General features: G+C 63.9%; 33 protein-coding genes. 21 read left to right on the top strand and 12 right to left on the bottom strand.

Going from position 1 to position 25,375, the window contains the following annotated elements; all coding sequences use genetic code 11:
• Positions 1-20 precede the first annotated feature (20 nt).
• The 11 genes from HV742_RS14345 to HV742_RS14295 all read right to left on the bottom strand — a co-directional run bounded on the left by HV742_RS14345 (position 21) and on the right by HV742_RS14295 (position 7,944).
• Positions 21-218 carry a helix-turn-helix transcriptional regulator gene (locus HV742_RS14345; RefSeq protein ID WP_175145782.1) on the bottom strand — a complete coding sequence of 66 codons (198 nt, stop codon included), beginning with the start codon at positions 216-218 and terminating at the stop codon, positions 21-23.
• Complete coding sequence (locus tag HV742_RS14340; protein WP_175145781.1) at positions 215-2,257, bottom strand: DNA cytosine methyltransferase; 2,043 nt, start codon at positions 2,255-2,257, stop codon at positions 215-217. Before HV742_RS14340 ends, HV742_RS14345 begins: the two co-directional genes overlap by 4 nt.
• Positions 2,251-2,565 (bottom strand): DUF4406 domain-containing protein, encoded by a 315-nt coding sequence (locus tag HV742_RS14335; protein WP_175145780.1) that lies wholly within the window; start codon positions 2,563-2,565, stop codon positions 2,251-2,253. The genes HV742_RS14340 and HV742_RS14335 overlap by 7 nt, the downstream gene beginning before the upstream one ends.
• A 2-nt stretch (positions 2,566-2,567) precedes the next feature.
• Positions 2,568-3,068: a class I SAM-dependent methyltransferase gene (locus HV742_RS14330; RefSeq protein ID WP_175145779.1), complete on the bottom strand. Its 501-nt coding sequence runs from the start codon at positions 3,066-3,068 to the stop codon at positions 2,568-2,570.
• Entirely contained in the window at positions 3,068-3,448 is a 381-nt protein-coding gene (locus tag HV742_RS14325; protein ID WP_217482405.1) for a hypothetical protein, read from the bottom strand. Before HV742_RS14325 ends, HV742_RS14330 begins: the two co-directional genes overlap by 1 nt.
• A complete protein-coding gene (locus HV742_RS14320; RefSeq protein WP_175145778.1) occupies positions 3,445-4,239 on the bottom strand; it encodes a ParB/RepB/Spo0J family partition protein in 795 nt (264 codons plus the stop codon). The genes HV742_RS14325 and HV742_RS14320 overlap by 4 nt, the downstream gene beginning before the upstream one ends.
• A gap of 10 nt (positions 4,240-4,249) precedes the next feature.
• Positions 4,250-5,170 (bottom strand): recombination-associated protein RdgC, encoded by a 921-nt coding sequence (locus HV742_RS14315; protein WP_175145777.1) that lies wholly within the window; start codon positions 5,168-5,170, stop codon positions 4,250-4,252.
• Positions 5,167-5,844 (bottom strand): DNA polymerase III subunit beta family protein, encoded by a 678-nt coding sequence (locus HV742_RS14310; RefSeq protein ID WP_175145776.1) that lies wholly within the window; start codon positions 5,842-5,844, stop codon positions 5,167-5,169. Before HV742_RS14310 ends, HV742_RS14315 begins: the two co-directional genes overlap by 4 nt.
• A 34-nt stretch (positions 5,845-5,878) precedes the next feature.
• A complete protein-coding gene (locus tag HV742_RS14305) occupies positions 5,879-6,139 on the bottom strand; it encodes a hypothetical protein (protein ID WP_175145743.1) in 261 nt (86 codons plus the stop codon).
• Positions 6,136-6,888, bottom strand: coding sequence for a hypothetical protein (locus HV742_RS14300; protein ID WP_175145775.1), 753 nt, complete (start codon positions 6,886-6,888; stop codon positions 6,136-6,138). The genes HV742_RS14305 and HV742_RS14300 overlap by 4 nt, the downstream gene beginning before the upstream one ends.
• A 360-nt stretch (positions 6,889-7,248) precedes the next feature.
• Positions 7,249-7,944: a LexA family protein gene (locus tag HV742_RS14295; RefSeq protein WP_175145774.1), complete on the bottom strand. Its 696-nt coding sequence runs from the start codon at positions 7,942-7,944 to the stop codon at positions 7,249-7,251.
• A gap of 70 nt (positions 7,945-8,014) precedes the next feature.
• On the opposite strand from HV742_RS14295, the gene HV742_RS14290 reads away from it, so the two are divergent.
• The 10 genes from HV742_RS14290 (at position 8,015) to HV742_RS14245 (ending at position 14,733) form a co-directional block, all read left to right on the top strand.
• The gene (locus HV742_RS14290) at positions 8,015-8,221 is read left to right on the top strand and encodes a helix-turn-helix domain-containing protein (protein WP_175145773.1); all 207 of its coding nucleotides are present in this window, start codon (positions 8,015-8,017) and stop codon (positions 8,219-8,221) included.
• Positions 8,222-8,700: 479 nt separating this feature from the next.
• Positions 8,701-9,186: a hypothetical protein gene (locus tag HV742_RS14285; protein ID WP_175145772.1), complete on the top strand. Its 486-nt coding sequence runs from the start codon at positions 8,701-8,703 to the stop codon at positions 9,184-9,186.
• 17 nt (positions 9,187-9,203) lie between these two features.
• Entirely contained in the window at positions 9,204-10,124 is a 921-nt protein-coding gene (locus HV742_RS14280) for a ParB N-terminal domain-containing protein (protein ID WP_175145771.1), read from the top strand.
• On the top strand, positions 10,121-11,671 hold the full coding sequence (locus HV742_RS14275) for a DEAD/DEAH box helicase (protein ID WP_175145770.1): 1,551 nt from the start codon (positions 10,121-10,123) through the stop codon (positions 11,669-11,671). The genes HV742_RS14280 and HV742_RS14275 overlap by 4 nt, the downstream gene beginning before the upstream one ends.
• On the top strand, positions 11,658-12,521 hold the full coding sequence (locus HV742_RS14270; protein ID WP_175145769.1) for a primase/helicase family protein: 864 nt from the start codon (positions 11,658-11,660) through the stop codon (positions 12,519-12,521). Before HV742_RS14275 ends, HV742_RS14270 begins: the two co-directional genes overlap by 14 nt.
• A 227-nt stretch (positions 12,522-12,748) precedes the next feature.
• Positions 12,749-12,943, top strand: a complete 195-nt coding sequence (locus HV742_RS14265; protein WP_054461537.1) for a hypothetical protein — start codon at positions 12,749-12,751, stop codon at positions 12,941-12,943.
• Positions 12,943-13,341, top strand: a complete 399-nt coding sequence (locus HV742_RS14260) for a putative endonuclease domain-containing protein (protein ID WP_217482404.1) — start codon at positions 12,943-12,945, stop codon at positions 13,339-13,341. Before HV742_RS14265 ends, HV742_RS14260 begins: the two co-directional genes overlap by 1 nt.
• A 10-nt stretch (positions 13,342-13,351) precedes the next feature.
• Positions 13,352-13,726 carry a hypothetical protein gene (locus tag HV742_RS14255; RefSeq protein ID WP_156351054.1) on the top strand — a complete coding sequence of 125 codons (375 nt, stop codon included), beginning with the start codon at positions 13,352-13,354 and terminating at the stop codon, positions 13,724-13,726.
• Positions 13,726-14,316, top strand: a complete 591-nt coding sequence (locus HV742_RS14250) for a hypothetical protein (protein WP_254601134.1) — start codon at positions 13,726-13,728, stop codon at positions 14,314-14,316. The genes HV742_RS14255 and HV742_RS14250 overlap by 1 nt, the downstream gene beginning before the upstream one ends.
• Positions 14,317-14,424: 108 nt before the next feature.
• Positions 14,425-14,733 (top strand): hypothetical protein, encoded by a 309-nt coding sequence (locus HV742_RS14245; RefSeq protein WP_175145767.1) that lies wholly within the window; start codon positions 14,425-14,427, stop codon positions 14,731-14,733.
• Positions 14,734-14,828: 95 nt separating this feature from the next.
• On the opposite strand, the gene HV742_RS14240 is transcribed toward HV742_RS14245, so the two are convergent.
• Positions 14,829-15,128 carry a hypothetical protein gene (locus HV742_RS14240; RefSeq protein ID WP_175145766.1) on the bottom strand — a complete coding sequence of 100 codons (300 nt, stop codon included), beginning with the start codon at positions 15,126-15,128 and terminating at the stop codon, positions 14,829-14,831.
• 150 nt (positions 15,129-15,278) lie between these two features.
• Between HV742_RS14240 and HV742_RS14235 the strand changes: the two genes are divergently transcribed.
• The 11 genes from HV742_RS14235 to HV742_RS14185 all read left to right on the top strand — a co-directional run bounded on the left by HV742_RS14235 (position 15,279) and on the right by HV742_RS14185 (position 25,375).
• On the top strand, positions 15,279-16,046 hold the full coding sequence (locus tag HV742_RS14235) for a DNA adenine methylase (protein ID WP_175145765.1): 768 nt from the start codon (positions 15,279-15,281) through the stop codon (positions 16,044-16,046).
• Between the two features lie 129 nt (positions 16,047-16,175).
• Positions 16,176-16,865 carry a hypothetical protein gene (locus tag HV742_RS14230; RefSeq protein WP_217482403.1) on the top strand — a complete coding sequence of 230 codons (690 nt, stop codon included), beginning with the start codon at positions 16,176-16,178 and terminating at the stop codon, positions 16,863-16,865.
• 316 nt (positions 16,866-17,181) lie between these two features.
• Complete coding sequence (locus HV742_RS14225) at positions 17,182-17,787, top strand: hypothetical protein (RefSeq protein ID WP_175145764.1); 606 nt, start codon at positions 17,182-17,184, stop codon at positions 17,785-17,787.
• The gene (locus tag HV742_RS14220) at positions 17,729-19,897 is read left to right on the top strand and encodes a phage terminase large subunit family protein (RefSeq protein WP_175145763.1); all 2,169 of its coding nucleotides are present in this window, start codon (positions 17,729-17,731) and stop codon (positions 19,895-19,897) included. Before HV742_RS14225 ends, HV742_RS14220 begins: the two co-directional genes overlap by 59 nt.
• 11 nt (positions 19,898-19,908) lie before the next feature.
• Complete coding sequence (gpW, locus tag HV742_RS14215) at positions 19,909-20,157, top strand: gpW family head-tail joining protein (RefSeq protein WP_175145762.1); 249 nt, start codon at positions 19,909-19,911, stop codon at positions 20,155-20,157.
• Complete coding sequence (locus tag HV742_RS14210) at positions 20,157-21,788, top strand: phage portal protein (protein WP_217482402.1); 1,632 nt, start codon at positions 20,157-20,159, stop codon at positions 21,786-21,788. The genes gpW and HV742_RS14210 overlap by 1 nt, the downstream gene beginning before the upstream one ends.
• Positions 21,789-22,676: a S49 family peptidase gene (locus HV742_RS14205; RefSeq protein WP_175145761.1), complete on the top strand. Its 888-nt coding sequence runs from the start codon at positions 21,789-21,791 to the stop codon at positions 22,674-22,676.
• 21 nt (positions 22,677-22,697) lie between these two features.
• Positions 22,698-23,267 (top strand): hypothetical protein, encoded by a 570-nt coding sequence (locus HV742_RS14200; RefSeq protein WP_175145760.1) that lies wholly within the window; start codon positions 22,698-22,700, stop codon positions 23,265-23,267.
• Positions 23,268-23,300: 33 nt separating this feature from the next.
• The gene (locus HV742_RS14195) at positions 23,301-23,981 is read left to right on the top strand and encodes a head decoration protein (protein WP_175145759.1); all 681 of its coding nucleotides are present in this window, start codon (positions 23,301-23,303) and stop codon (positions 23,979-23,981) included.
• A 78-nt stretch (positions 23,982-24,059) separates the two neighbouring features.
• On the top strand, positions 24,060-25,118 hold the full coding sequence (locus HV742_RS14190) for a major capsid protein (protein WP_175145758.1): 1,059 nt from the start codon (positions 24,060-24,062) through the stop codon (positions 25,116-25,118).
• Complete coding sequence (locus HV742_RS14185) at positions 25,115-25,375, top strand: hypothetical protein (protein WP_175145757.1); 261 nt, start codon at positions 25,115-25,117, stop codon at positions 25,373-25,375. The genes HV742_RS14190 and HV742_RS14185 overlap by 4 nt, the downstream gene beginning before the upstream one ends.

The raw sequence follows: 25,375 nt of genomic DNA, 5'->3' as shown, positions 1-25,375 counted from the left end.
GTTGGTACGTCGAGGATGTGTCAGCCCGGCAGGGTCTCCGTTGTTTGGGGGCGTTCGTCAAGCCACCGGCGGACGTCTGCATCGCGCCATCCCACCCGGTTCGTGCTGAGTTGAACCGGCCGGGGAAACTCGCCTTTCTTGATCAGGTCGTAAACCGTCCACTTCGACAGGCCGATCAGTTCCTTCAGATCCCCGATGCTATACACCATCTTGGTCATGCTGCCATCCTCAAGAAGAGTTCGCGGGGGGCGTTGGCGGTGATCAGGGCGATGGCTGGGGGCGGGCTGACGCTGTTCCCGACCATATGCACCTGCTCGGTCTTGGTGAACCGGCGGCCATCGTGGCCTCGGTCGATGATGTAGCTCGGCGGGAAGCCCTGCAGGTTGTAAAGCTCGGCGGGCGTGAGCATGCGCAGGCGGATGTCCACGACGACATAGGGGGCTCCCTTGATGTAGACGGTCACCAGCGCCAGGCGGTCCTTGGTGGTGACGGTGCTGGCCGGCTCGCGCAGGTCCCCCAGCTGGCCGCCTTCGCCGTAGTAGCGCATCAGGAACGCGGCCACCTGCAGGGCGCCCGCCTCATGCTCGGGCGACAGGTCGTATTCGACCAGTGCGTGGTGTTGGCCGGCCGCAGCCATCGTGCCGAGGGAATCAGCCAGTTCCGCGCCGGTGCTGTGGTGCCGCAGGGTGGCGAGGTGCGCCGCCACCACGCCGTGATGGCCGCCGGTGGTGATGGTCGGCATCGCGTCAGCCGCACCGCGGCCGGGATGACCGCTGGTGTTCGTGACCAGGTGCGCCGTGATGAGTTGCTGCTGACTGCCGCTGTTGGTGATCGTGGAGGCCGGTCGCCGCAGGTCATGGGCCGGCGTCGCGTTGAATCCGCCGTTGGCCTGGACCATGAAGCCCGTAGCGACAGAAAACCCGCCGTTGCTCGCGGTGAGTGTTCCCACCGGATCGGCAGCGTCGTTGCAGCCGTAACTCCAGCGACGGGCGCCCGGCTTGCCCTCGCCGTGACCGGCTTGAACGAGATAGCCAGCGGCTACTGCATGCTTGACGCCGCCAGCCGTAGCCACCCCGATCGGCTGTTGGAGGTCGAGGCATCGCGGGGCCTGCCCCTTGCGCTCGCCATACCCTGCTTGAATCAGCACGGGAGTCGACAGCATCAGTTCGCCTCGATGGGCGGCGGTGATGGTCGGCGCGGATCCCTGAATGTCGTGCATGCGGTCGCCGCCGTGGTGCGTGGCAGGAACAAGCGCCGGCGCGACGACAGCATGCGAGCCGCCCCGGGGCTTTGCCGTGATGGTGTTGATTGGCTGGCTTGCTGCATGGGAGCCGTCCCGGCTCCAGTTGGCGATCGGCACGATGAACGGATCCGCGCTGTCCAGCACGTATCGCTTCATGCCGCGGGCGATGCGCCGCATGGTGGCGTCGGCGAGAGGGCGGGGGCGGTTGAAGATGCTCTTGCCCTCGATGGTCCAGTCGATACCGTCCGCAGCTGCGCGCCGCTGGCGCTGGGCCTTGCTGGGATTCTTGAAGTGGGTCGCAGCAGGCCAGACGATCGGTTGTCCATCCCGACGCGCCATCATGAAAAGGCGGGTGCGCGTCGTGCCAGCGCCATAGTCGGCAGCATTCAGCTCACGCCATTCGACGATGTAGCCCATGCCGCGCAGGATCGCCACCAGGCGGTGCCAGTGCTTGCCCTGTTGCTTGGGGTCGGGGACCAGGTACTGCTGCTCGACCGGTACGCGCTCGCCTGGATCTGCCACGCGGTGCACCATGCGACCGCTGGCGTCCGGCACCATGTCCAGCGTGACCACGCGGCCGGTGCTTGGGCAGCGCTTGGCGACCAGCCGGCCCCACTTCAATATCTGGACCACGTTCTCCAGGCTGATGATGTCGGGCGTGACGGTCCCAGCCCAGCGCACGGTTACCCACGCGAGCGCGCGGATTGCCCTATTGCGCGGCTGGCCGCCCTTGGCCTGGCTGTGATCGGTGCAGTCCGGCGACAAGTGCAGCCAGCCCACTTCCGCGCCGCCCGTCGCCTGGCGCGGGCACACCTCGCGCACGTCGGCGATGAGGTGCTTGGCCTGGGGGTGGTTGACCTGATGCATGCTCAGGGCGGCCGGATTGTGGTTGATGGCGATGTGAACGTGCTGGCCGGTGGCCATTTCGTAGGCGGTCGACCAGCCACCGCCGCCAGCGAAGATGTCGACGACGATCTTGGCGGAGATGCCGAGTACAAGCTGGGGAGTCAGCATTCTGAATGCTCCATTTGAGCGGGCGCCAGATGGATGACCACCAAGCCCAACTGGGTTGCAATGTGGTGTTCCAAGGTCGCGCCCTTGGACTGCTGCCAGCCGGGCAGCATGGCGATGGCGTCGCACTTCACCAGCTCGGCGATATCGGCACGCATGCATTCGGTCCAGCCCTTGGCGGGGTCGATGTTGATTTCCGCGGGGTTGACCACTTCGTGACCGTAGTCGCGCAGGCGCTGGGCCTCGGCGTGGAACAAGGGGAAGTTGAGTTCGGGGTGGCCCGTCATGGGGCCGGCGAGATAAGTCCGCATGATCAGCCCCCCGCGCCCTGTTCTGCCTGCTGGGCGGCAGGCTTCATGAACGTCATCCAGTGCGTGTCGGCCCGCTTCCCGCTGGGATGCCCGAATAGCGGCTTATGCGGCGTCAGCGCCAGAATCTGCGGCGTGCGGATCTGGATCGCGTTCCACTTGAAGATAAGGACGCCTTCAGGCTTCAGGACGCGGAAGCACTCGGAGAACCCGCGACGCAGGTCGTCCTGCCAGTCGTCGCCCAGAATTCCATACTTGGCGCGCAGCCACGAATCCTGTCCAGCGTGCCGCAGGTGCGGAGGATCGAACGCCACCAGCCGGAAAGATTCGTCCGGGAAGGGCATCGCGCGGAAGTCCATGTTCAGGTCGGGCGTGATGCTGAAGGCCCGTCCATCGCACAGCGTGTGGTTCTCGCTGCGGATATCGCCGAAGAGGGCGCGCTGGTCCTTCCTGTCAAACCACATCATCCGGCCGCCGCAGCAGGGGTCTAGTACGGCTTGGTCCATCACGCATCCCCCTGCCGCTGGGCGGCGATGGCTGCACGGTCGATGCGCTCAATCTCAGCCAAGATGAGGGCGCAAGCCTTGACCAGGTCGCGTCGGGGCGTGGAGGGCTTCCACCACACGCTGGCCCACGGCCAGCAGTCCGGCATGTCGCCACCACCGTCGCCCTGGCTGAACGGGTGCAGCACGTCAGCCGCGTTCAGGGCATAGGAGGCGCCGGCGGCGGCCATGTCGCCAGCATCGTGTTCATCGTCGTGCGCGGTGGACCATCCTTCGGCCTGGATCTGCCGCTGGCGTTCCGCAAGGACGTCGAGGATTGCCGAGGGGGATGCCCCCGGCACCAGCACGCATCCAGCGGGCAGCGCGAGTTTGAGGTGGCTCATTCAGCGGCCCCTTCTTCAGTGCCCAGAACCCAACGCAGGGCGGCGGCATAGTCGCCCTGGGCCTGTTCCAGTGCGGCCTGGATCTGCTTGCGGGACTTCACGCGGGGGCGCTCGCCCATGACGGCGGCTTGCTTGCGGCTGCGCTCGTGCGCCTTGACGCCTTGGCCCGCCTGGACCAGTTCGGCGACCTTGGTGCGCTGCTCGGCGACCGGCAGCTTGGCAAGTGCCTTGGCGTGCGTGAGGGTGATCTGACCGGCTTCAACGGCGTTCTGCACTACCCTCGGGCTATCCAGCAGTGCGAGCGTGTCGCGTACCGTGGCGACGGAGCAGCTGTAGATGACCGCGATCTGGTCTTCGCCCTTGCCCAGGGCGAGGTGGCGGCGCATCTTCTCTGCGCGCCCGAGCGGCGTGTCGGCCGTGCGCGCTTCGTTCTCGCCGACGATGGCATCCAGGGCGTTTTTGCGCTCGCCGTGCCACACAATGCCCGGAATCAGGCGCGGATCCTCGCCGCGGGCGTAGCGCCACTTGTTAGCGAGGCGCGCAGCCTTGACGCGCTGCCGGCCGAAGACGACTTCGGTTTCGCCGGTCTCCGGGTTCTTGGAGATCCCGATCGGCTCCAGCACGCCCTGGAAGTCGATGTTGCGCGCCATCGCTTCGTCGACGGGCAGGTGCACGCGGGGGTCATAGAGCGGGCTGGCTTCGTCGGTCACCAGCACCAGCTTGTCGGGGTCGAAGGTGAGCAGGTTGCTTTGCCCTTCGGCGCCGTACACATCTTTGGATTTCTTAGCCATGTTGTAGTCCTCAGAATTGCTTTTCGCCGCCGAGCGCGTCGACCAGTTCGGCCAACAGCTTGGCGAGTTCGCCGGTCATGAGCGCCATATCCGAATCGAATTTTTCGTCGTCGTTGGTGGCGATGGCGCCGGGGCCTTCCTTGATGACGTCGAGGGGGGCGACGCGCTTGATGTCCAGTTCCTCGGTCAGCACGAACGAGATACGGTCGGCCCAGGTCAGCGCGAGGCGGGTGCATTGCTTGCCGGACTGGATGTGTCGGCGGGCGTCGTCTGCGTCGATGGAGTGCTTGACGTAGCGGATGGCGGCGCCGCTTTCGCCCGAGGAACGCAGCTCGGTGTCCTGGTCGATGCTGAAGTTGGACGGCGCCTCGTCTTCCGCAAGCCAGCCCGTCATGGCCGAGGCCGGCGACTGGACGACATACAGGTTTTCGAGCGGGAGCGGATCCAGGCACTTGGACAGGAGGCCGACGACCTCATCGGCCTTGGCCGAGGCAGCGGCGTCTATGACCAGCCAGCGGTGGGCGGGGTCGATCCACACGCGGGTATCGCGATATACGTTGAAGGCGCGCGGCAGGAGTTCGTCGGTGACGCGCTCCTTGATTTCCTTCATCTGCTTGCGGCCCGGCTTGTAGCCCTGCTGCTCTTCGATTTCCTGGGCGCGGGCCTTGGCGACCTGGTTGATCACCTTGGCCGGCAGCAGCTTCTGGCCGGCGCGCAGGGTCAGGAGGATCTGTCCGCCGACAACGTGAGCCAGGCCGCCGCCTTCGCGTGGAGGGACCCAGCCCAACGATTGCATCTCAAGGTTGTTGCCGGGTTGGAAGGCGGCTCGGTTCAGCGCCTCTTCCAGGGCTTCGCCCGAAAGGGGCCACGTGCCCGAAAGGCGGAAAATTCGGAGGTTCCTGAACCAAGCTTGTGCGGTGGCGTTGCTCATTGGGATTGCTCCTGGGAATTTTTGGGCGCTGCGCACCAAGTGGGCGGGGTCCATGCGGGGAGGGTTGCGTCGCGCATAGGCATGACGATGCCGATGAATTTCTCGGCGATCTGAGATTGCGGAAGAACCAGAGCGGGTTCCGTGCCGTTATGCGATACCGTGACGTGGCTGCTGCCCAGGTCGGCGGCAGCAGCGTTCATTTCCGCCAGGTATTCAGGATTGAGTTGCGCGGCCTTTCCGCTGATCGTCTTCGGCACGACGGCGCGCCAGTTCGGGAATTTCCCCTCGATCTGAGCGAAGGTCAGGCGCGTCCGATTCCCGATGTGCAGCAAAGGTGCGGACCACAGGCCAGGCCCTTCCGGGCGAATGTCGATCTGAACGTTGGCGAGAGCCTTGCCGCCTCCCGCGATGATCTGGCGCACGATGTCGCGCGGGATGATGAAGGACACCGGCTCCTGGATGCTGTTTTCGGCATCGCGATGGATGATGAGCATCCGGTGGCCGTCGGTGGCGATCAGGCGAGTGGAGGTACTGTCGGCCTCAATGTTGACGCCGTTGAGGTAATAGCGGATATCCAGCTTGGCCGCGATACGCAAGGCCGCTTTCAGTGCGGCGCGGGACGTGTAGACGTAGTTCAGCGGCTTGGCGCTTTCAGAGGAAATCAGCGAAGACATTTTCTTACTCCGAATCCAGATGAATGTGGGGCGCTTACAGGGGCTGCCCGTTGGGGGCGAGCCGCAAGGCGATGCGGACGAGAGCCAGAACGGTTTCCGGAGGCGTGCCGGTCTCCAGGGCGTGGGCCACGTTGGCGAGCGTGGAGAGGGCCTGCGCGTGTCGGATGCGCTCGTCCTGCAGCTCTGCCTTCGCCTTGCCCAGCTCGGCCGTGGCGTTGTCATACAGGCGGATGTACAGGGAGCGCCCGCGCGTGGCGGCGGCCAGTTGCTCGGTGGGATTGCGTGGCTTCGTCATGCAACCACCTCGCCACTCGGGATTCGGGATGCGCGTCGGCCCTGGCCGTAGTCGAGACGATTGGCGCGTTTCAAGATGTAGTGCGCCAGCAACTCGGGATGGACGTCGGGGCCGACGAAGGCTGCCAACTGTGCGCTTTCAAGCATCCGCGGTGAGATGTGGGCGTACTGGCCCAAAGGGATGGCGCGGGGCTTGAACTTGGCGCGCTTGCAGTAGCGGGCTAGGTACTCGATCGTGTCTTCGATCAGTTGCGCGTCGCGTTTGCCCGCGTCGGTCTTGACCAGCATTTCGCCAGGACGGATCTGTGCCCACGCGAAGCGGTCCGCCAGCACCTCGTTGATCCACCGAAGCCGCCTGACCACTTCCTCCGGGAAGTTGCCGCGCGCCAACATCACGTCGAGCATGTTGAAGTTGTCGCGGCGGTGTCCGATCTCGTGCCAAACGATGAATGGATAGATCTCGTCATCGGTCAGCGCGTCCCAGTTGGTCTCGGGGCGTGACCGGCCGGCGCGGCGAAAGTCACCTACAACGATGGAATCCGCCAGTTCGATTCGGGAGACTTCCATGGCGAAGGAAGCTTCCTTGGCACGAACATCGGCAATGACCTCCCAGGCCATGAACCCCGACATTGCCCAGTTTCCGTTCATCGCGTCGGTGCTGGACACCTCCAGGGCCTGACCTGCTTCGGTCTTGCACAATTCCGCGAATTCCCGGTATTGCTGATGGGAGAGGGTGAGGAACTTTCTCATGCCGCACCCCCAGCGGTGGAGTGGGGTTTGCCACGCGTGCGGCGGGCAAAGGTGGCCGGGGGCGTTGACGAATCGTTGACGGTCAACGATGACTTTGCTACATTGCGAGGATGAGAAATCCCCTCCGCGCCTTGCGGGCGGATTTTTGACTTGGACATGGATAGGTCTCCAGGTAGTCCAGGTTTGAGGGCCGCAGCGTCAACTGCGGTACTTCCGAAGCCCCGACCTGCGTCAACAGGTGCGGGGCTTTCATTTGGTATTGAACAATACTTTACTATTAATAGTCAGTCAATACCAAAGTACTTGATTGGCAAAAAAAAATAGCGCCCTGGTGGGCGCTACGGTCGGATAGGACTGAGCCTACTCCGGAACAAACTTCCCGATTACGACGCCGCAGATCGTTGCATTGCCGTTGATGGGGATGAGTTTGGGGCCGGGCCAATCGGGATTTAGGGGGCGCAGATACCGCTTGTTGCCTTCCTCGACCAACTGCTTGAAGGTGGCCGCCTCGTCATTGTCGAGCCTGACCACGACGTTGCGGCCGTGATTCGCCTGAACTTCTGGATCCACGAAGATGATGTCGCCGTCTTGGTACTTCGGCTCCATGCTGACACCCCGTACTCGTAAGGCGAATGCAGACGGGCTGTGAGCGCGGGGGCACGGCAGCCATTCTTCGGCGTCGCCGGGGGCGAAATTGTCCACGACCGTACACCAGTCGCCGGCCTGAACCCACGAGATAAGTGGAATGGGCGTGTAGAGGTCAGGCCCTGGTGCGACATTGGTGCCAGAGCCAAATGGTTGCGCCGAAACGTGGCGGAGGCGGGATGCAAGGGCTTCGTCGTCCGACGTGGAGAAGGGCACATCGCCCGATTCCAGCCACACGGGACTGACACCGAGCGCCGACGCCAATCGCAAAAGCAACGACGATGCCTGCGTGCGCCCGCGCTCAAGGTGGCCGATAGCGCCCTGAGAAACGCCAATTTTGCGAGCGAGCTGCGCCTGCGACATGCCGAGGCTCAGTCTTGCTTCTTTGATCCGATCGCCGAGAGTACTCATGTATTCATTCTCCCACCTTTAAAAAATACTATGCTATTATTTTCTCCAATACTTTGCTATTGGAGTTGGCATGGAAGCCCAACAAATAGTCGTTCGCTTGCGGGACGCGGGATTGTCTCAGAGCGAAATAGGTCAGGCGATCGGCATTACACAGGGGGCTGTAAGCGCCATCGAACGCGGCAAACGGAACGACGTCCGTAGCCGTACTCTGGAAGCGCTGCGTGCATTGCTGGACACGATGCGCGAGGTGGGGCAGCGGGAGGCGACCAATGCCTAGCGCCGACTTTGCCCAGGGCCAGCGCGCCGCCGACGCAGGTATGCCCGTCGCGACGGGCGCCGAAACGCAATCGGATCAATACACCGGCCTCCGCCCTTGGACCTTCGCGCATCACGTCCCTGGTGACACCAGAACGCCGCCTGCGCCTGGTGCGATCTGGATCGGCTCGGGTGACGCGTGATGGCAGCGTGTCTCCATACCTTCCGTGGTTACCGCGTTCCCGCCGAAACGGTTGAGCGCGTGCGCCAGGCGATTCTCGACACGCGGGGCGCGGTCGACGTGTTTGCCCTTCGGGCCGTGGTCGCGGCCGACATGATCGCCGTCAGTCCCTGGGCGAGCAGCCCGCGTGATCTCGCGGCAGCGAATGCGGTGGACTCGTTCCTGTTCGATGCATCCCGAGCCGGTCTCATTCGGCGCGGGGGCGGCTACGGCTGGGCCTACAGGCCATGGGTACGGGTGCGCGGCAATACGGGGTGCGCATGCTGAAGCGATCGAAACCCATGAAGCGCGGCCAACCGCTGCGCGCCCGGCAACCCATGAAGCGTGCCAAGCCTTCGCGCGCTGAGGGCCTGGGCCACAAGGTCACCAAAGCGCTCGGGGGCGGCCGCCCCGCAGCCCGCAAAGAGGCAAGTCTGCTGCGGTCCGAAACGCACCGCCGCAACGTGGCGGCCTTGGGTTGCCTCATCACCGGCAAGCCGGCGCAGGCGTGCCATCCGAACTTCGACAAAGGCGGTGGCATGAAGGCGTGCGACAGCCTGTGCTTTCCCCTTTGCCCGGATCTGCATCGCGCCCACGACCAGGGCGGCATACCGAAGGATGAGCGCCGTAGTCGTGAATTCAATTACGCGAACTGGGCTCGGGAAGAGCTGATCAGTCGTGGCCTATGGACTACGACGATTGAGAGGTACTTTCAGCGCGCCATTGCGCCGCTGAAGCGCCTCGTGCGTGGAGATTCGTCACTGTGACATTTCACCAACACCCCTTGTCCGCCGCCTTCCCGGCGATGAGCGCGGCTGACTTCCAGGCGCTGAAGGACAGCATCGAGTGCATCGGTGTGCAAAACGCGATCACCCTCCACGAGGGAATGGTGATTGACGGGTGGCACCGCTACAGCGCCAGCCAAGAACTGGGCATGCCTTGCCCCGAGCGCGAGCTGCCGCCCGACGTGGACCCGGTGGACTTCGTGAAGGCGCAGAACAAGGAACGCCGCCACCTGTCCGCCGGTGCCTGGGCGCTGATTGAGACCGAGCTGTGGCAGTGGCGCTCGGCTGGCAAGCCTGCGAGCGCTAATTCCGCACCCGGTGCGGAATATCAGGATGCCGAGCGTAACTCCGCACCGGGTGCGGAATTAGCCGCGAAGTCGGCTGCGGACATGGCGGCGTCCGCCGGGGTGAGCGTCAGGTCAATCGAGCAGGCCAAGAGTGTCAGCCGAAAGGCCGCGCCCGAAATCAAGGACGCTGTGAAGGCGGGCGCGCTGTCATTGAAGGACGCCGCGGTTGTCGCCAGTCTGCCGCAGGAAGAGCAGGTTGCGCTCGCCGCTGAAGGCCCGGAGGCGATCAAAAAGGCTGCCCGCTCCAAAGCGGCGAAAGCTGCACCGGCTGCGCCCGAGGCAGCGCCGCCAATTTCCGGCCAGGCCGACAGCGCGGGCGGCGACGACGCGCAAGCCGAGATGCTGGCGGACTACGAGCGGCTGAATGCGGACAACCAGATGATGGCCCGCGTGTTCGAAGCGGACGACAGGCTGGCCGCCGCAGTGGCGGAAGTGGTCCGTCTGACGGAGGAAAACCGGGTTCTGACCACGCGCGTCAATGGCCTGATCGGCGAGAAGGACGCCGCGGTGAAGACGGCCAAGACCTACAAGCGCAAGCTGGATGCGCTGGAAAAGAGGACGGGCACGGCATGAACAACACGCTATTTCCCGAGACCGAAGCCAGCGCAGCTGCCACGTCTTTCCCGCCGCCGCGACCGTTCCAGCAGACAGCGCACGAGTTGCTACGGGAAGGCCGCCGGGCCGGCCACAAGAACCAGCTGATCATGGCGCCCACGGGGGCGGGCAAGACCTACCTGGGCCTGCGGATCGCCAATGAGGCGCTGCAGCGCGGCAAACGCGCGACGTTCGTGTGCGATCGCGTGACGCTGATTAACCAGACCAGCGAAGCCGCAGACAGCTACGGTCTGAGCAACCACGGGGTCATCCAAGCGAACCATTGGCGTGTCAATCCCAGCCTGCCATTTCAGATCGCCAGCGCGCAGACCTTGGCGAGCCGCGGCTGGCCGGCATCTGACGTCATCATCATCGACGAGGCGCACACGCAGCTGGGCGTGTGGACCGAGCATATCCAGAATTGCACCGCATCGGTGGTCGGGCTATCCGCGACACCGTTCTCGCCTGGCCTGGGGAAGTTGTTCACCAACCTGGTGAACGCAGCGACCATGAACGACCTGACGCAACAGGGGATCCTGGTCCCTATGCGGGTGTTGAGCGCCAAGCGCATCAACATGGAAGGCGCCAACACCGCCGGGGGCGAGTGGACCGAGTCTTCCGCAGCCGAGCGCGGTATGAAGATCGTCGGCGACGTTGTGTCGGAATGGATCCGGCACGGCGAAGGGCGCAAGACCATCTGCTTTGGCTCGACCATCGCCCACTGCGAAGAGCTGTGCCGCCAGTTCAATGAGGCGGGCGTCCACGCCGCGGTATTCAGCCAGAACACCACGCCGGCCGAGCGCGAAATGCTCCTGGCCGAATACAAGAAGCCCGACTCGATCATCCGGGTACTGATCAGCGTGGAGGCCCTGGCTAAGGGCTTTGACGTCAAGGACGTGGGCTGCGTGATCGACTGCCGCCCCTTGCGAAAGTCGTTATCCACGGCCATTCAGATGTGGGGGCGTGGTCTGCGCGGATCGCCCGAGACGGGCAAGGTGGATTGCATCCTGCTGGACCACTCCGGCAACTTCATCCGGTTCCTGAAGGATTTCGAGAACATTTTCTACAACGGCCTGATCGCCCTGGACCTGGGCGAGAAGCTCGACAAGGAAATCCGTCGAGAAACCAAGGACGCCGAGCGCGAAGGGTGCCCGTCCTGCGGCCATACGCCATTCGCGCGCCGCTGCATGGCCTGCGGCTTCGAGCCGCAGAAACAGGCCCTGGTCGAGGTCGAGGCCGGCGAAATGCAGCCGGTGATGCTGGGCAACAAGAAGCTGGCCGATGACCGGCGCCACCTCTACGAGCAGCTTTGCACCTTCGCCCGCGAGAAGTCCACCGAGGACAAGCAGGAGAAGCGCGCGCGGGCGCTCTTTCACGACATCACGGGCGATTGGCCCTCTTGGGATTGGAAGTTTCACGACATGCCGAACACAGCGCCCAGCCGCAACACGCTGGGCAAGATCACACAGCTTCGTCTCGCCTACCTGAAAGGCAAGGCCAAGGGGGGCGCGAATGCAGACGTTTAGCGAATTCGCGCGGGCCTGCGGTGTCCTGGTGGGAGACCTTTATCCGAGTGAACGCATCCGCCGATGCGCCACCACGGCGCACGAGCGCAGCAAGAACGGCGCCTATTTCTGGGACGGCCAGCGCGGATGGGTCATGGCCTGGGACGGCGACGGCGAGGTGCATTGGTACGGGGGCGAGTTCAAGCCCTGGACCGAAGAAGAGAAGCGGGCCTGGGGCCGGAAGCGTGCCGCCGAACAGCAGCGCCAGAAGGCGCGCCAGCAGCGAGCGGCGCTCCAGGCTGAGGCGCTGATCCGTTCATGCGTGCCCGGCCTGCATGGCTATCTGCATCGCAAAGGGTTCCCGGCGCTGAAAGGGCTGATCGCCGAGGACGACTCGCTGGTGATTCCCATGCGGGACGTGTCCGACAACCGAATCGTTGGGGTGCAGCGTATCCGGTGGGATGGGGACAAGCGTGAGTGGGCCAAGAAGATGGCCTATGGCATGCGCGCAACGGGGGCAGTGCTTCGCCTGGGGCCGCCTCGCGCCCTGGAAACGGTGCTTTGCGAGGGGTACGCCACCGGGCTGTCCGTTGACGCGGCCGTGAAGCAAATGCGCCTGAATGCGTCCGTCCTGGTGTGCTTCAGCGACATCAATTTGCGGCACGTCGCTGGATTGATACCGGGGCGCAAGTATGCCTTTGCCGACAACGACGAAAGCGGCGCAGGTGAGCGTGCCGTCCAGGCGGCGGGGTTGGCGTACTGCATGAGCGACGTGATGGGCGAGGACGCTAACGACCTGCACCAGCGTGCCGGACTGTTGGCGGTCGCTCTCAAGCTTGGCGCCGCCAGGAGGGCCGCCATGGCGACGTAGCGCCAGCAGGCAGCACCCGCGTCGGTCGGACATAGCGTAACGGCGGCGACGCGGGGAAGAGGCTCCTACCGTGGGATAGATCTGAAACAGGAGCAAGGGCGGCGAGGTTAGCACCCTGGGATCGAAAAGGCTGACGGGTCATGGAACGGCGACGGTTCATGTGAAGGCCCCACAGGAAAGGCGGGGTCTGTCCAGCTCGGGTTCATGCCTACAGAGGGAATGAAGAGATGACGGAACAGAAGAACACAAAGGCGCTGCCGGCCAAGATCGAGAATCGGCTGACGGAGCTGGTGCAGATGAAGGAATTCAACCTTGACGAAGTCGCCCTGTGCCGGCGCACGTACTGGGATCGGCGGGGCGAATGGCACGGGATCCTCGTGAACTGCCACGACAGGGCGCTGAAGCGCTTGGGGGCCTTGTGATGGTGACCCGTCCTGCACGGCCGACGGCGCCGAAGAAGCCCTCCAGATTCCTCCCGGGGGCGCCCAGCCAACTGGAGGAGCGTTTCGCGCGTGACCTGCGTGCGGTGAAGGTGCCGGCGCCGGAGCGGGAGTATCGGTTTGCCCCCCCGCGCATGTGGCGCATTGATTTTGCGTGGCCCGCCCAGAAGGTGGCGGTTGAGATTGAAGGCGGCGTATGGACGAACGGGCGTCACACCCGGGGATCCGGATTCGTCGCTGATTGCGAGAAGTACAACGCCGCCACCCTCGCGGGCTGGAAGGTGTTGCGCTTTACCGAGGGCGCCGTCCTGGACGGTTCTGCGGTTGAGCTTGTGGCGCGGCTGTTGCGCGTCCCTCCCTACAACTCTGGAATCGTTTGAAGGATTGATCATGCTCGATCACCAAGACCCCGAAACCTGGCTGGAGCTTCCCTACGAGGAACCCAAGCCGACCCCGCAGGCCGATGCCGGCCGCATCATTCAGAACCAATTGCGGAGCCTGGCCGCGTCCTACGCCCCGTGCCGATGCTGGCGCTGCCGCGGGGGCGTGGCGCTCGCCGACCGGCCCATGTACGACCGCCTGCTTGCCAAGCACCTGATGACGCTGGGCGAAGTCGAGCGCGGCCAATGGGTGTTGATGTGGGCGGGCCATCCTCGTCACGACGCGGATGCGCGCGAACAGCTGTACACCTGGCTGCGCATCGTGGCGGGCAGTGATGAAGCGGAGCCGGTGTACCTGCCCGACCCGACTGTGGAGGGGCAGTGATGGACCGCGCAACGCCTTTCCCGCGCATAGCCGTGGCGCTGGACTACGCCTTCACCGACGAGCGCCATACTGCTGGGCGCCCTGCGATGGCAAGAGCTGCGGACGCACGCCTGGGCGAACCCGGGCCGTTCTCCGGAATTGACGGCGCAGCCGAGACCGGCACTGCCCGAAAGTTCCTGGAGCGCGGCCTCGCCCCGTTGCATTTCGCCGTGCTGCGCGCCCGGTATGGTCAGCGCAAGTCGCCCTGCAAATACTGCGGGTGCGCTGGTGATCATCTGGAATGGCTGACGGCGATTCGTGCGCTCGCCGCCGAGCTGGCGGAATTCCTCGCCATGCCCAGCGTCAACAGCGAAATGCGGATGGACCTGCTGCGCCGCCACTTCGAGGGAAAGGACGGCGTGGGGTTGGAGGATCTGGCGAAACGCCATGATTGCAGCCTGTCCACCAGCAAGCGGGCCAGCGCCAAGACAGCGAGCTGGATCAAGGGGGCGCGCAAGGCCAAGACCAGCGAGCCTGCGGTGTATGGGATCGAGCAGGGGGCGCACGCAGCCGCGGAGAAATTGTTGCGCGACGGTGGATTTATTCCTTAATCCTTGACGCGAGAACTTTTGGGGTTCAAAATCCGTTCTATTGGATTTCCTCAGAAGTCCGCCCAAAAAGCCCCGGAATAGAAGCCGGGGCTTTATTGCGTTCAGGCCATGGTCACCTATCTCAACGTTTGTTCCGCGATATTCGCTTTCGCCGCGGCTGTGCTGTGGTTCTGCGCATCGGTGGTGTACATCCGCTCGGATTACAAAGGCGCCATACCGGCGGACGCGAGCTTCCTCAACTTCCGCGGCGGTAGAGGTCCTATTTCGCTTGAGGCCGACGGAAAGTGGATCGACGTTGTTGCCACGGCCCGACGGCAAGGCCGGCTGAACGCATGGGCCGCAGGAATGGCCGCGATTGCAGCTTTTCTCCAGGGCGGGGCCATCTTTACCGCCACGCTGTTCACACAACCAAATTAGGATTGGAGCCGCGTGGTGCGCGGCGAGCAGTCTATTCGCCTGACCGATCCAGATAAGCAAAAGCCCCGACCGGGATGCCGGCGGGGCTTTTGCTTTTACGCGGCATCCAGGGGCGTTAGCGTAAGGACGCCTGGATTCTGCTTTATGAATTCGTTGGGATCTTCATCCCAGCCGACCAGCACCATGAAGTCGCGGGTCACCTGGTCCCCTTCAGCTGTTTGTCCGGTAATGGTTTGCCGGGCATAGTGCGCCCCGCGATTTGCCTGCCCATAGTTCCCGGTGCCGTCGCTGTAGGCGAGATATGCAGCGCCGCTATTCGGCTCTATGACATTGGTGAAGCGGTGAAGTGGGCCACCTAAGAAAGTAACGATGTGATCCTGCGGGATGTCTCGCACGGTCGATTTCTCCAAGAAGCTTAGAAAAGACGGCGACGGTCCAACGGCGGCAACCGCTGGACCGTCAGCCGATACACGGACCTAGCCCGTGAACGACCCGAGGCCGTCCCACCTGTACAGGCGGGGGCCAGTTTACATGGACGCTCACAAGTGGCAAAACCGATCATTCCCTGGTTGGGTGGCAAGCGCCGCCTGGCCGACAAGATTTTTCCCCATTTCCCCAAGCATTCCTGCTACGTCGAGCCATTCGCGGGCGGGGCGGCGCTGCTGTTCGCCAGGCCGGAACCGGCCAAGGTCGAGGTGCTGAACGACATCAACGGCGATCTGGTCAACCTGTACCGCGTGGTGCAGCACCACCTGGAAGAGTTCGTGCGCCAGTTCAAGTGGGCGCTGACCAGCCGGCAGATGTTCAAGTGGCAGAAGGAAACGCGGCCCGAGACGCTGACCGACATTCAGCGCGCGGCCCGCTTCTACTACCTGATGCAGAACTGCTTCGCCGGCAAACTGGAAGGGCAGACTTTCGGCACCGCGACCACGGCGCCACCGGGCCTGAACCTGCTGCGCATGGAAGAGACGCTGTCCGCCGCGCACCTGCGACTGGCGCGCATCTACGTCGAGCATCTGCCGTGGCTGGACTGCGTGAAGCGCTACGACAGGCCGCACACGTTGTTTTACATGGATCCGCCGTACTGGGACACCGCCGGTTATGGCGTGGAGTTCGGCATCGAGCAGTACGCCGCGATGGCGGATGCCATGCGCTCGATGAAGGGCCGTGCGTTGGTCAGTGTGAACGACCATCCGCAGATGCGTGAAGCGTTTAAGGGCTTCCCCATGCAGGTGCTGGACATCCGCTACACGGTTGGCGGTGGCGCGGGCGTGCCGCGCGCTGAACTGCTGATCAAGAGCTGGGCCGACTGACGGGGCTATTCAATCCGAACCTTCGCCACCGAGGGCCGCGCGTTGGGCATGACGCGCGGGGTAGGGATCATCGCCGCCGGGCGGTGTGCAGTTGGTGGCACCCGGCAAGCTCATATGAAAGGGGGGGCTGTGCTTGAAATCAAGATCACGTCCAACCTGAAAAATGTCCTGCGGCGCATGGACGCCTTCACGTCGAGGCAGCTGCCGTTTGCGATGGCGCAGGCCATCAACGCAACTGCCGCGCGTGTCCAGGCCGCAGAACAGGCCAACATCAAGGCGACCTTCGAAAACCCGACGCCATTCACGCAGAAGTCCGTCGGGGTGAGCAAGGCTCGCAAGTCGTCACCGGTGGCAGTGGTCTACATCAAGAAGATCGCGGCCGCCTACCTGCTGCCCTACGAGACGGGCGGCGTCCACAAGCTGAACAGCCGGGCGCTGCTCAATCCCAAGGGGGTGAAGCTGAATAGCTACGGCAACCTGCCGCGCGCCGCAATGGGGCGTCTGAAGGCAAGGCCGGATGTCTATGTAGGCTCGATACGCACGCGCAACGGCCAGGCCGTAAATGGGGTATGGCAGCGTGTTGCGCCCAAGCGGGCGCGCGGCGTGAAGGCAGGTGGGCGGCGCCAGGCGGTGACGACGGGGCAGCTGGCGAACCAGCAGAACCGCGGTGGCCGTCTGAAGCTGCTGATCCGGTTCGGCGACGCGCTGCCCGTCAAGAAGCAGCTGAACTTCGGTACGACCGCGCGCGAAATTGTCGAGCGGCATTTCCCTGGTGACTTCGACGCAGCGCTGGCTCAGGCGCTGAAGACGGCGAGGTAGGGGACGGGTCCCCTCTGGGGGGGTAAGCAACGCGGGCATTGCGCGCCGCGTTTTGTGCCCAGCGCTGAGGTGTTAAAGGTGTTCGCACCCTGTTCGCACCAGCACAAGAAAGCGGCTGAGAGCGCGCATTTGTGCGGCTCTCGGGCATTTCCTGCGGTGCGAACACCGGTTTGCACTGGTATTCGCATTCTGTTCGCACTGGCCCGTTCGCGCTGTCAGCGGAAACGCAATGCCTGCGCGGGTTTGCAGCGGTTCGCGCTGCTGCAATCGCGTCTGAAATTGGGGTGCGAACAGGAAACTTGGAGGTGTTCGCACCATGGCAAAAACGGAAAAGGGCCTTTCGATTCGAGAGTTCGCCCGCCGAGAAGGATGTTCCGACACGCTGGTGCGGCGGGCGATCACGCAGGGACGGCTGAAGGCGAAGAAGGATGGAACGCTTGACCCGGTCTTGATCGGTTCTCCGTGGCGTCAAGCTAATGCGACGGCCACCAAGCCCGACGCGAAGCCCGCGCGACCGGTGTCGTCTCGCCGGCCGGTCGGCTCGCAAGGCTCCCCTGAGTCGACGTCTGGTGACGACGACTCCCTGGAGGCAGAAGCCGCCCGGATGTTGAACGAGGGTGCCGGGGTCGACTACGCCGAGGCCCTGCGTCGAAAGGAGAACTGGCTGGCGCTACTGCGGCAGCTGGAATATGAACAGAAATCCGGGGCGCTGGTGGAGCTTGCCGTGGCCCAGGCCGTACTTTTCGAAGCCTCTCGGGGACAGCGCGATGCGTGGCTGAACTGGCCCGCGAAGATTGGTCCGCTGCTGGCCGCCGAACTTGGGCTGGAAGAGGCCGACCGGGTCACCGAGGCTTTGACTGCGCATGTCCACAAACAAATCTCAGACCTTGGCGAACCCGCCGCCGACTTCAGCGCTGGATAAGCGCGCCTTGCTGCTGCGGGCGGCTCGCCAGGGGTGGACGCCGCCACCGCGAATCAGCGTGCCGGAATGGGCAGACCGCTTCAGAAAGCTGGCGAAGGAAGCCGGCAGCACCTCAGGGAAGTGGTCGACCAGCACGGTGGAGGTTGCGCGCGGCCCCATGCTCGCGCCCACTGAACCCGGTGTGCATGTCATCACGGCGATGGTCAGCACTCAGATGCTGAAGACTGCACTGCTGGAGAACATCTTCGGGTACTTCGCGCATCTGGATCCTTGTCCGATGCTGCTGTTGCAGCCCAAGGAAGACGCAGCGGAGCAGTTCAGCAAAGAGCGCATCAATCCCATGGTGCGGGTGACGCCCGTGCTGCGCGAGCTGGTTGGCTCCAGCAAGACGCGCACGGCGGACGAGACGCTGCTATTCAAGTCGTTCCCTGGTGGTTTCTTGGCGCTAGCGGGCGCCGGCAGCCCAGACAACCTCGCGCGCCGGCCGGTGCGAGTGATTCTCGCCGACGAGGTGGACAAGTATCCGGTTACCCGGGAGGGGGACCCGATCTCGCTGGCGGAAGAACGCACCGCGAGTTTCGGCGCCAACTGGTTGTCGGTGCGTGCATGCTCGCCGACCGTGCAGGATGAAAGCCGCATCGAGAAGAGCTATCTGGCGTCGGACCAGCGACGCGCCTCTGTGTGCTGCCCAAGCTGCGGGCATCGCCAGTTCTTGGACTTCTTCCGTCATGTCGACTGGAAGAAGCGCAAGGACGATAAGGGCGTCGTGCAGGAGCATTTCCCTAAGACCGCGCGGATTTTCTGTGAAGCCTGCGGCTTGGGTTGGTCGGAGGGAGATCGACTGCGGGCACTTCAAACCGTGCGGTGGCACCAGACACGGCCATTCAGCTGCTGCGGTAGCCGTCATGTCCCCCTCGAAATGTACGACCGCGCCTGGCGCGATGCGGAAGCCGCAGATCCTGGCAGCGGCGGCATCGCCGGAGTGGAATCGGTGTGGGACTGGTGGGCCAGCGATCGCCACGCGGTGTACCGGGCGAAGTGTCCGGACTGCGGAAGTTGGGGCGTTGATAACCAGCATGCCGGCTTCCAGGCCAGCAAGCTGTATTCCCCGTGGACCAAGGATAAGCCGGCGGACATCGCGGCGAAGTGGCTTGCAGCGAAGGACGACGAGGATCTGAAGCAGGCATGGTGGAACACGCAGATGGGTTTGCCCTACCGTGCGCACAGCGGCAAGGATCTGAATCTGGAAACACTGGCTGCTCGCGGCGAACTTTGGGCCGCGCAGGTGCCCTTCGGCGTTGGGGTGGTGACCGCCGGACTGGACGTCCAGCCTGACCGTGTCGAGTGCGAGGCGGTTGGCTGGGGCCGGGATGAGGAAAGCTGGTCTATCGACTATGAGGTATTCGAGGGCGACCCGGAAACGCCTGAACTGTGGGCACGCGTCGACGCCTACCTGTTGAAGACGTGGTATCGCCACGATGGCCGGCCATACAACGTTTCGGCTGCATGTATCGACTCCGGTGGCCACAACACGCAGCGCGTGTATGAGTTCGCCAAGGCCCGATTGGGGAGACGGATTTACGCCATCAAGGGGGAATCCGCCCGGAACGGGCAGCGGTCGCCAGTTTGGCCCACGAAGGTGCCCAGCCGACGAAACAAGGCCACGTATCGCCCGACCATCATTGGCGTCAACACGGCGAAGGACACGATCCGGAACCGGTTGAACAAGGACGCTCCAGGTCCGGGATTCATGCACTTCCCGGCGGACCGTGACTTGAACTACTACGCGCAGCTCACATCCGAGCGGATCGTGGTCAAGGAAGCGAGCGGGCATAAGTACCGCGTGTGGGAACTGCCATCGGGACGCGCCAACGAGGCGTTGGACTGTCGCGTCTACGCATATGCCGCGCTCTGCGCATTGATCCACTTCGGTCTCAAGCTGAATCGAACCGTCGAGGATCTGGCGGAGGTTCTACACGGGGCGCCGCCCTTGCCGGACGGCGAGGTGTCGGTCGCGCCGACGCCCGCGACTGGCTCGGGCCATAGCGGCCCGACGGTGCGGGTCAAGTCGGCAGGCTCCGGGCGCTCGCGGGTAAGCAAACTTGCATAACGAGGTACGCCATGAGCGTTTATGACGGAATGAGCAGGGAGGATATGCAGGCGCGGCTGACCGCCCTGAAGGCCGCCTATTTTGAACTCCTGATGGGTAAGCAGGTGGCCGCCGCCAGCTACGCGCAATCCGATGGCTCGAAGTCGGTCACGTACAGGGCCACCGACTTGAGCCGTCTCCAGGGTGAAATCGCCCTCCTGCAGCAATTGCTCGGCATCCTCCCTCGGGGGCGCCGGCAGATTAACTTCGTGATGCGCTGATGGAAAACTCAATTTCTATCCTGGACAGGCACGGTAAGCCGATGCCCGCGGTTCGCCGCCGTGGGGCCATGCTGGCGCCTGGCGGCAACGCGCCTTATGACGCAGCTGACCAGCACGGCGGCCACGTTCGCGATTGGCATCCTTATCTCGCCTCGCCGGACGGTGAGGTCAATATGTACCGCGACCGCCTGGCGGCGCGGGCACGAGACCTGATCCGCAATGATGGCTGGGCAACGGCTGCGGTGATGCGGACCGTCGACAATGTCATCGGGCCGGATTTCCGTCCAATTTCCAAGCCGGACTATCGCTGGCTGCGCACGGTGACCGGCATCAAGGCGTTTGATCACCGCTGGGCGGACGAGTTCGGCCAGGCGGTGGAAGCGAACTGGCGTTCGTGGGCGAATGATCCGTTTTTCTACTGCGATTCGGAGCGCATGCTCTCGTTCCCGCAAATGATGCAGCTCGGCTTCCGGCACCACCTCATTGACGGTGATGCGCTTTCGATGCTGCATTGGTTGCCTGATCGCATCGCGGTCGGGCGCGCGAGGTATGCGACGGCGGTGCAGATTATCGACCCGGACCGCCTATCCAATCCGCAGCAGAACTTCGATCAACAGGCTTTGCGCGGAGGTGTGGAAGTCGATAGCTACGGCGTGCCAACCTGGTATCACATCCGGCGCGCTCATCAGGGGGATTGGTTCAGCGCGGGTGATAGCGTGCGCTGGGATCGCATTGCGCGCGAGACGAACTGGGGTCGACCGATTGTGGTGCATAGCTTCGATCATGATCGGGCGTCGCAGCACCGCGGGGTCGGCTTTCTCACGCCGGTGATCCAGCGGTTCAAGATGCTGATCAAGTACGACAGCACCGAGCTGGATGCGGCCATCATCAACGCATTTTTTGCCGCGTACATTCAAAGCCCGTTCGATACTGACCTCGTTGAGGAAGCCCTGGCGGGGTCGGACAAGGTCAGCGCGTATCAGCGCGAGCGCTCGGAATTCCACCAGGAGCGTCGCACTCGGCTGGGCGATGCCGGGGTTACGCACCTCTACCCGGGCGAGACGATCGGCACGGTTGCATCGAGCCGGCCGAGCGGCAACTTTGCTTCGTTTGAAAGCGCCATGTTGCGGCATTTCTCCGCTGGGACGGGGCTGGCCGCGCAGCAGATCAGCCAGAACTGGGCGGAAGTGAACTACAGCGCGTATCGGTCCGCGATGCTGGAGGCGTGGAAGACCTTCGCCCGTCGGCGGATTGGCTTCGCGTCCGGCCAGGCCCACCCGATTTATTGCGCATGGCTGGAGGAATCCATGGACGTGGATGACTACCCGATGCCGAGAAATGCCCCGGAATTCATTGAAGCGCGTGCAGCGTATGCGCGGGCCAAGTGGATGGGGCCTGGACGAGGGTTGGTCGACATCGTCAAAGAGCGTCAGGGCGCGTTGTTGGGCATCGACGGAGGCATGTCCTCGCTTGAGGATGAATGCGCGGAGATATCCGGCACCGACTGGCGCGACGTGGCCGACCGCCGAGCTATCGAAATCGAACGCTACGAGCGACTGGGCTTGCCTGTCCCCGCGGTGCTTCAGGGGTTGGATTCGAAAGACGCCGCCCAACTACCGGAGGAAAAATAAATGCGTTTTGCGCACTTGGGCCAGCGGCTGTTCAACACGCCGCTGGCGATTCGTCAGGACAAGGCCGAGGTCATTATGGCTGCGCTTGCCGAGCGTCTGGGCGTCAGTCAGATCATGCGCTTGGACGGCGCGAACTTGCGTCCGATGGCCTGGGACGACTATGACGATGACCTGGTCAAACCCGGGGAGACGATCCGGGACGCTGGCTATGACATGGTGGGCGATACCCCGGTTGCCTGCATCAAGGTGCAGGGCACGCTGGTGCAGAAGCTCGGATCGCTTCGGCCCTACTCGGGCATGACAGGCTATGACGGTATCAGGCAGAGCATTCTCAGCGCCCATGCGGATCCGGCTGTCGAGGCGATCGTGCTGGATGTGGACTCTCCGGGCGGGGAGGTCGCTGGCTGTTTCGACCTCGTCGACACCATTTATGGATTGCGGGGTGACAAGCCCATCTGGGCCATCCTGACCGAATCCGCATATTCGGCCGGGTATGCGATCGCCAGCGCCGCCGACCGCATTATCGTGCCTCGCACCGGCGGGGTGGGCTCGATCGGCGTGATTGTGATGCACGTCGATCTTTCCAAGGCGCTGACTGCATCGGGGGTGGCGGTGACGTTCATCACCTACGGCAGCCATAAGGCGGATTTTCGCCCCGAGCTGCCGCTATCCGAAGCGGCCCTGAGTAGCGTTCAGGCCGAGATCAACACGATGGGCGAGCTGTTCGTGGGAACCGTCGCCCGCAACCGAAAAATCGCGCCGGATTCCGTGCGCGAAACACAAGCCGCCTGCTTCATGGGGGCGGCCGGCGTCAGCCTCGGCTTGGCAGACGCAGTCATGGCGCCCGACGCCGCTTTTCTTGAACTGCTGGACCTGCTGGGCCGGTAAACAACCTGTGAGACTACCGCAATGAAGAAACCTTTCTCTTCTTCCCCCTTTGCCTCGCTCTTGAGCCTGGGTCGCGCCCGTAGCGCCCGCGCCGAACAGGACGACGAGGACGACAAGGACAAGTCCGACGACGAGCGCAAGCAGCGGGAGGGCGAGTCCGACGACGACTATGCGAAGCGCATGGAAGAACTCGACCGCGAAGACGACGAGCGCGACGATGTGCTGGAAAACGGGGAAGACCCGGATGCCGAATCCGAAGACGACGGCGACGACAAGGAAAAAGATCAGTCGAAGAAGGCCGCGAGGGCCGCCGAGCGGGTGCGTTGCGCCCGCATCGTGGCCCACGGCTTGCGGCTGGGCGTCGCTCGCCAGGCTTGCGTTTTCGCGTTCGACACGGGCATGTCGTCCAAGGCCGCGATCGCAGCGCTGGACGCTGGCCGAGCGGATCAGGCGCCGTCAGCGCGCCGCACCCTGTCCGAGCGCATGCAAGGCACGACCATTCCCAACCCGGGTTCGGGTGGTGGCGACAGCCAGATGACCCTCGCCCAGAAGATCGTCGCTGCCGGCAAGAAGCGCCGCGGCGAGGCTTGATCCCCGCAATTCAGCTATTCAGGAGCAATACTCATGACGCTTCCCGTCAACCCCGTGGGGAACAGTCCCCAACAGCCCGGCATCCGGGCAGATGTCTTCGTCCCCGATCAGCTTATCGCGGGCGGCCTGCAGATCGTCTCGCAGCCCATCATCCTCGCGGCCGGCAACCTGCCGCGCGGGGCGGTGTTGGGCATGATCACGAGCAGTACCGCGGTCGCTACCGCCGCCGGCACCAATACGGGCAATGGAACCATCGGGGCCGTCGTCGTTGGTGCCGGTGCGAAGCTGGGGAATTACCAGCTGACCGCGACCGCCGCGACCACGTTCAAGGTGGTCGACCCGGAAGGCACCACGCTCGCAAATGCGGCGGTGGGGACGGCCTACACGCAAGGCGGCCTGGGGTTCACCATCACAGCAGGCGCCACGGCGTTCGCGGCCGGCGACACGTTCGTTATCGACGTCAACGACGCGGTCGGTCAGTTCGTCCTCTCGGTGAAGGGGGCGACCGACGGCAGCCAGGTCCCCTCGGCCATTCTGGCTGATTACTCCGATGCCACGGCCGGCCCTGTCAACGCCGGGGCCTATGTGCAGGTCGAGGTCAACGGCCGCGCGCTGCACTACGACCCGAGCTGGACGCTGCCCGCGCTGACTGCGGCGCTGCGGCAGTACGCCATCCACATCAAGTCGTCGGTTTCGGCCGCCGACCCGACCTAAACCCAAGCGCAACGCATGGAAAAGGCCCCGCCCAGCGGGGCCTTTTTCGTATCCGCCAAGAATTTTTGGAGATGACGAATGTCCTCTTTGTCCTATACCACGATCGACCTGATCGGGGTCGTTCCGAACCTGAAAACCGCTCAGTCCTTCCTGTTGGACCGGTTCTTCCCCAACCTCGTGACTTCGGATACCGAAGAGGTCGCGATCGACGTTGACATCGGCATGCGCCGCATGGCGCCGTTTGTTTCGCCTCTGGTCGAAGGCAAGCTGGTCGAACAGCGCCGCTTCCAGACCAACACCTTCAAGCCTGCCTACATCAAGGACAAGCGCGCACCGGATCTGCTCAAGCCGGTGCGACGCATGATCGGCGAGCGAATCGGTGGCGACCTGAAGGGCATCGAGCGTGAAATGGCCAACCTGGAAGCCGAAATGACGGACCAGATTGACATCCTGACGCGCCGCCTGGAATGGATGGCCGCCAGCGCGCTGCGTCTGGGCCAGGTCACCATCGAAGGTGAAGGTTTCGAAACCGTGATCGTGGACTTCGGCCGGGCGCCGGATCTGACGGTTGGCTTGACTCTGGGGCGGAAGTGGACTGCCGGCAACATCGCGGCGGGCACAGCCTCTCCCACCCGCGATATCGAGGCGTGGGCGACCCGTGTCCTCAAGCGCTCGGGCGCGACGGTATCGGAGCTGGTGTTTACGCCCAGCTCGTGGGCGGGATTCATCCTCGATCCGGCGCTGAAGGGGGCAATCGTCTGGCCTGCCCAGGCGCCGTTCGGCAACGCGATCAACCCTGGCGCCGAGATCAAGCATGGCGCCGTTTACAAGGGCAAGTGGGGGCAGTTCGACCTGTGGCTGTACAACGACTGGTTTGTGGACGAGAACAACGTCGAGCGGCCGATGCTGTACGACGGTGACCTGATCATGTCTGGCCCCAACCTGCAGGGCACCCGCGCGTTCGGCCAGATCATGGATCCGGCCTTCAACTACCAATCGCTGCCGTTCGCGCCCAAGACCTGGGTGCAGGAAGACCCGGCCCAGCGTCTGCTGATGATGCAGTCGTCCCCCATCATCATCCCCAGCCGGGTGAATGCCTGCCTGTCGGCCAACGTCTGCGATCCGGCGGTGGAATGATGAGCGGCGCCACGAATCAGAAGGACAAGGGACCGACCGGAGCGAAGACCGTAACGGCCATTGTGGCGCGCGGGCGGGTCCTGCAGGCTGAAGACGGAAAGTCGCTGGTGGCCGGCGACGAAGTCGATCTGCCAGCAGACGAGGTCGAGCGGCTGCGGCAGCTCGGCTTCCTGGAAGACCCGGATGCGCCGGTGATTCAGCGGGGCAACGGTCCGCGTTTCGGGTCCGGCTCCGGTCCGCAGATCCGCCGAGGCTGA

The organism is Achromobacter ruhlandii (assembly GCF_902859695.1).
GTDB lineage: Bacteria > Pseudomonadota > Gammaproteobacteria > Burkholderiales > Burkholderiaceae_B > Achromobacter > Achromobacter ruhlandii.
Note: the sequence above shows the minus strand (reverse complement) of the source record. Positions and strands in the feature narration are given on the sequence as shown.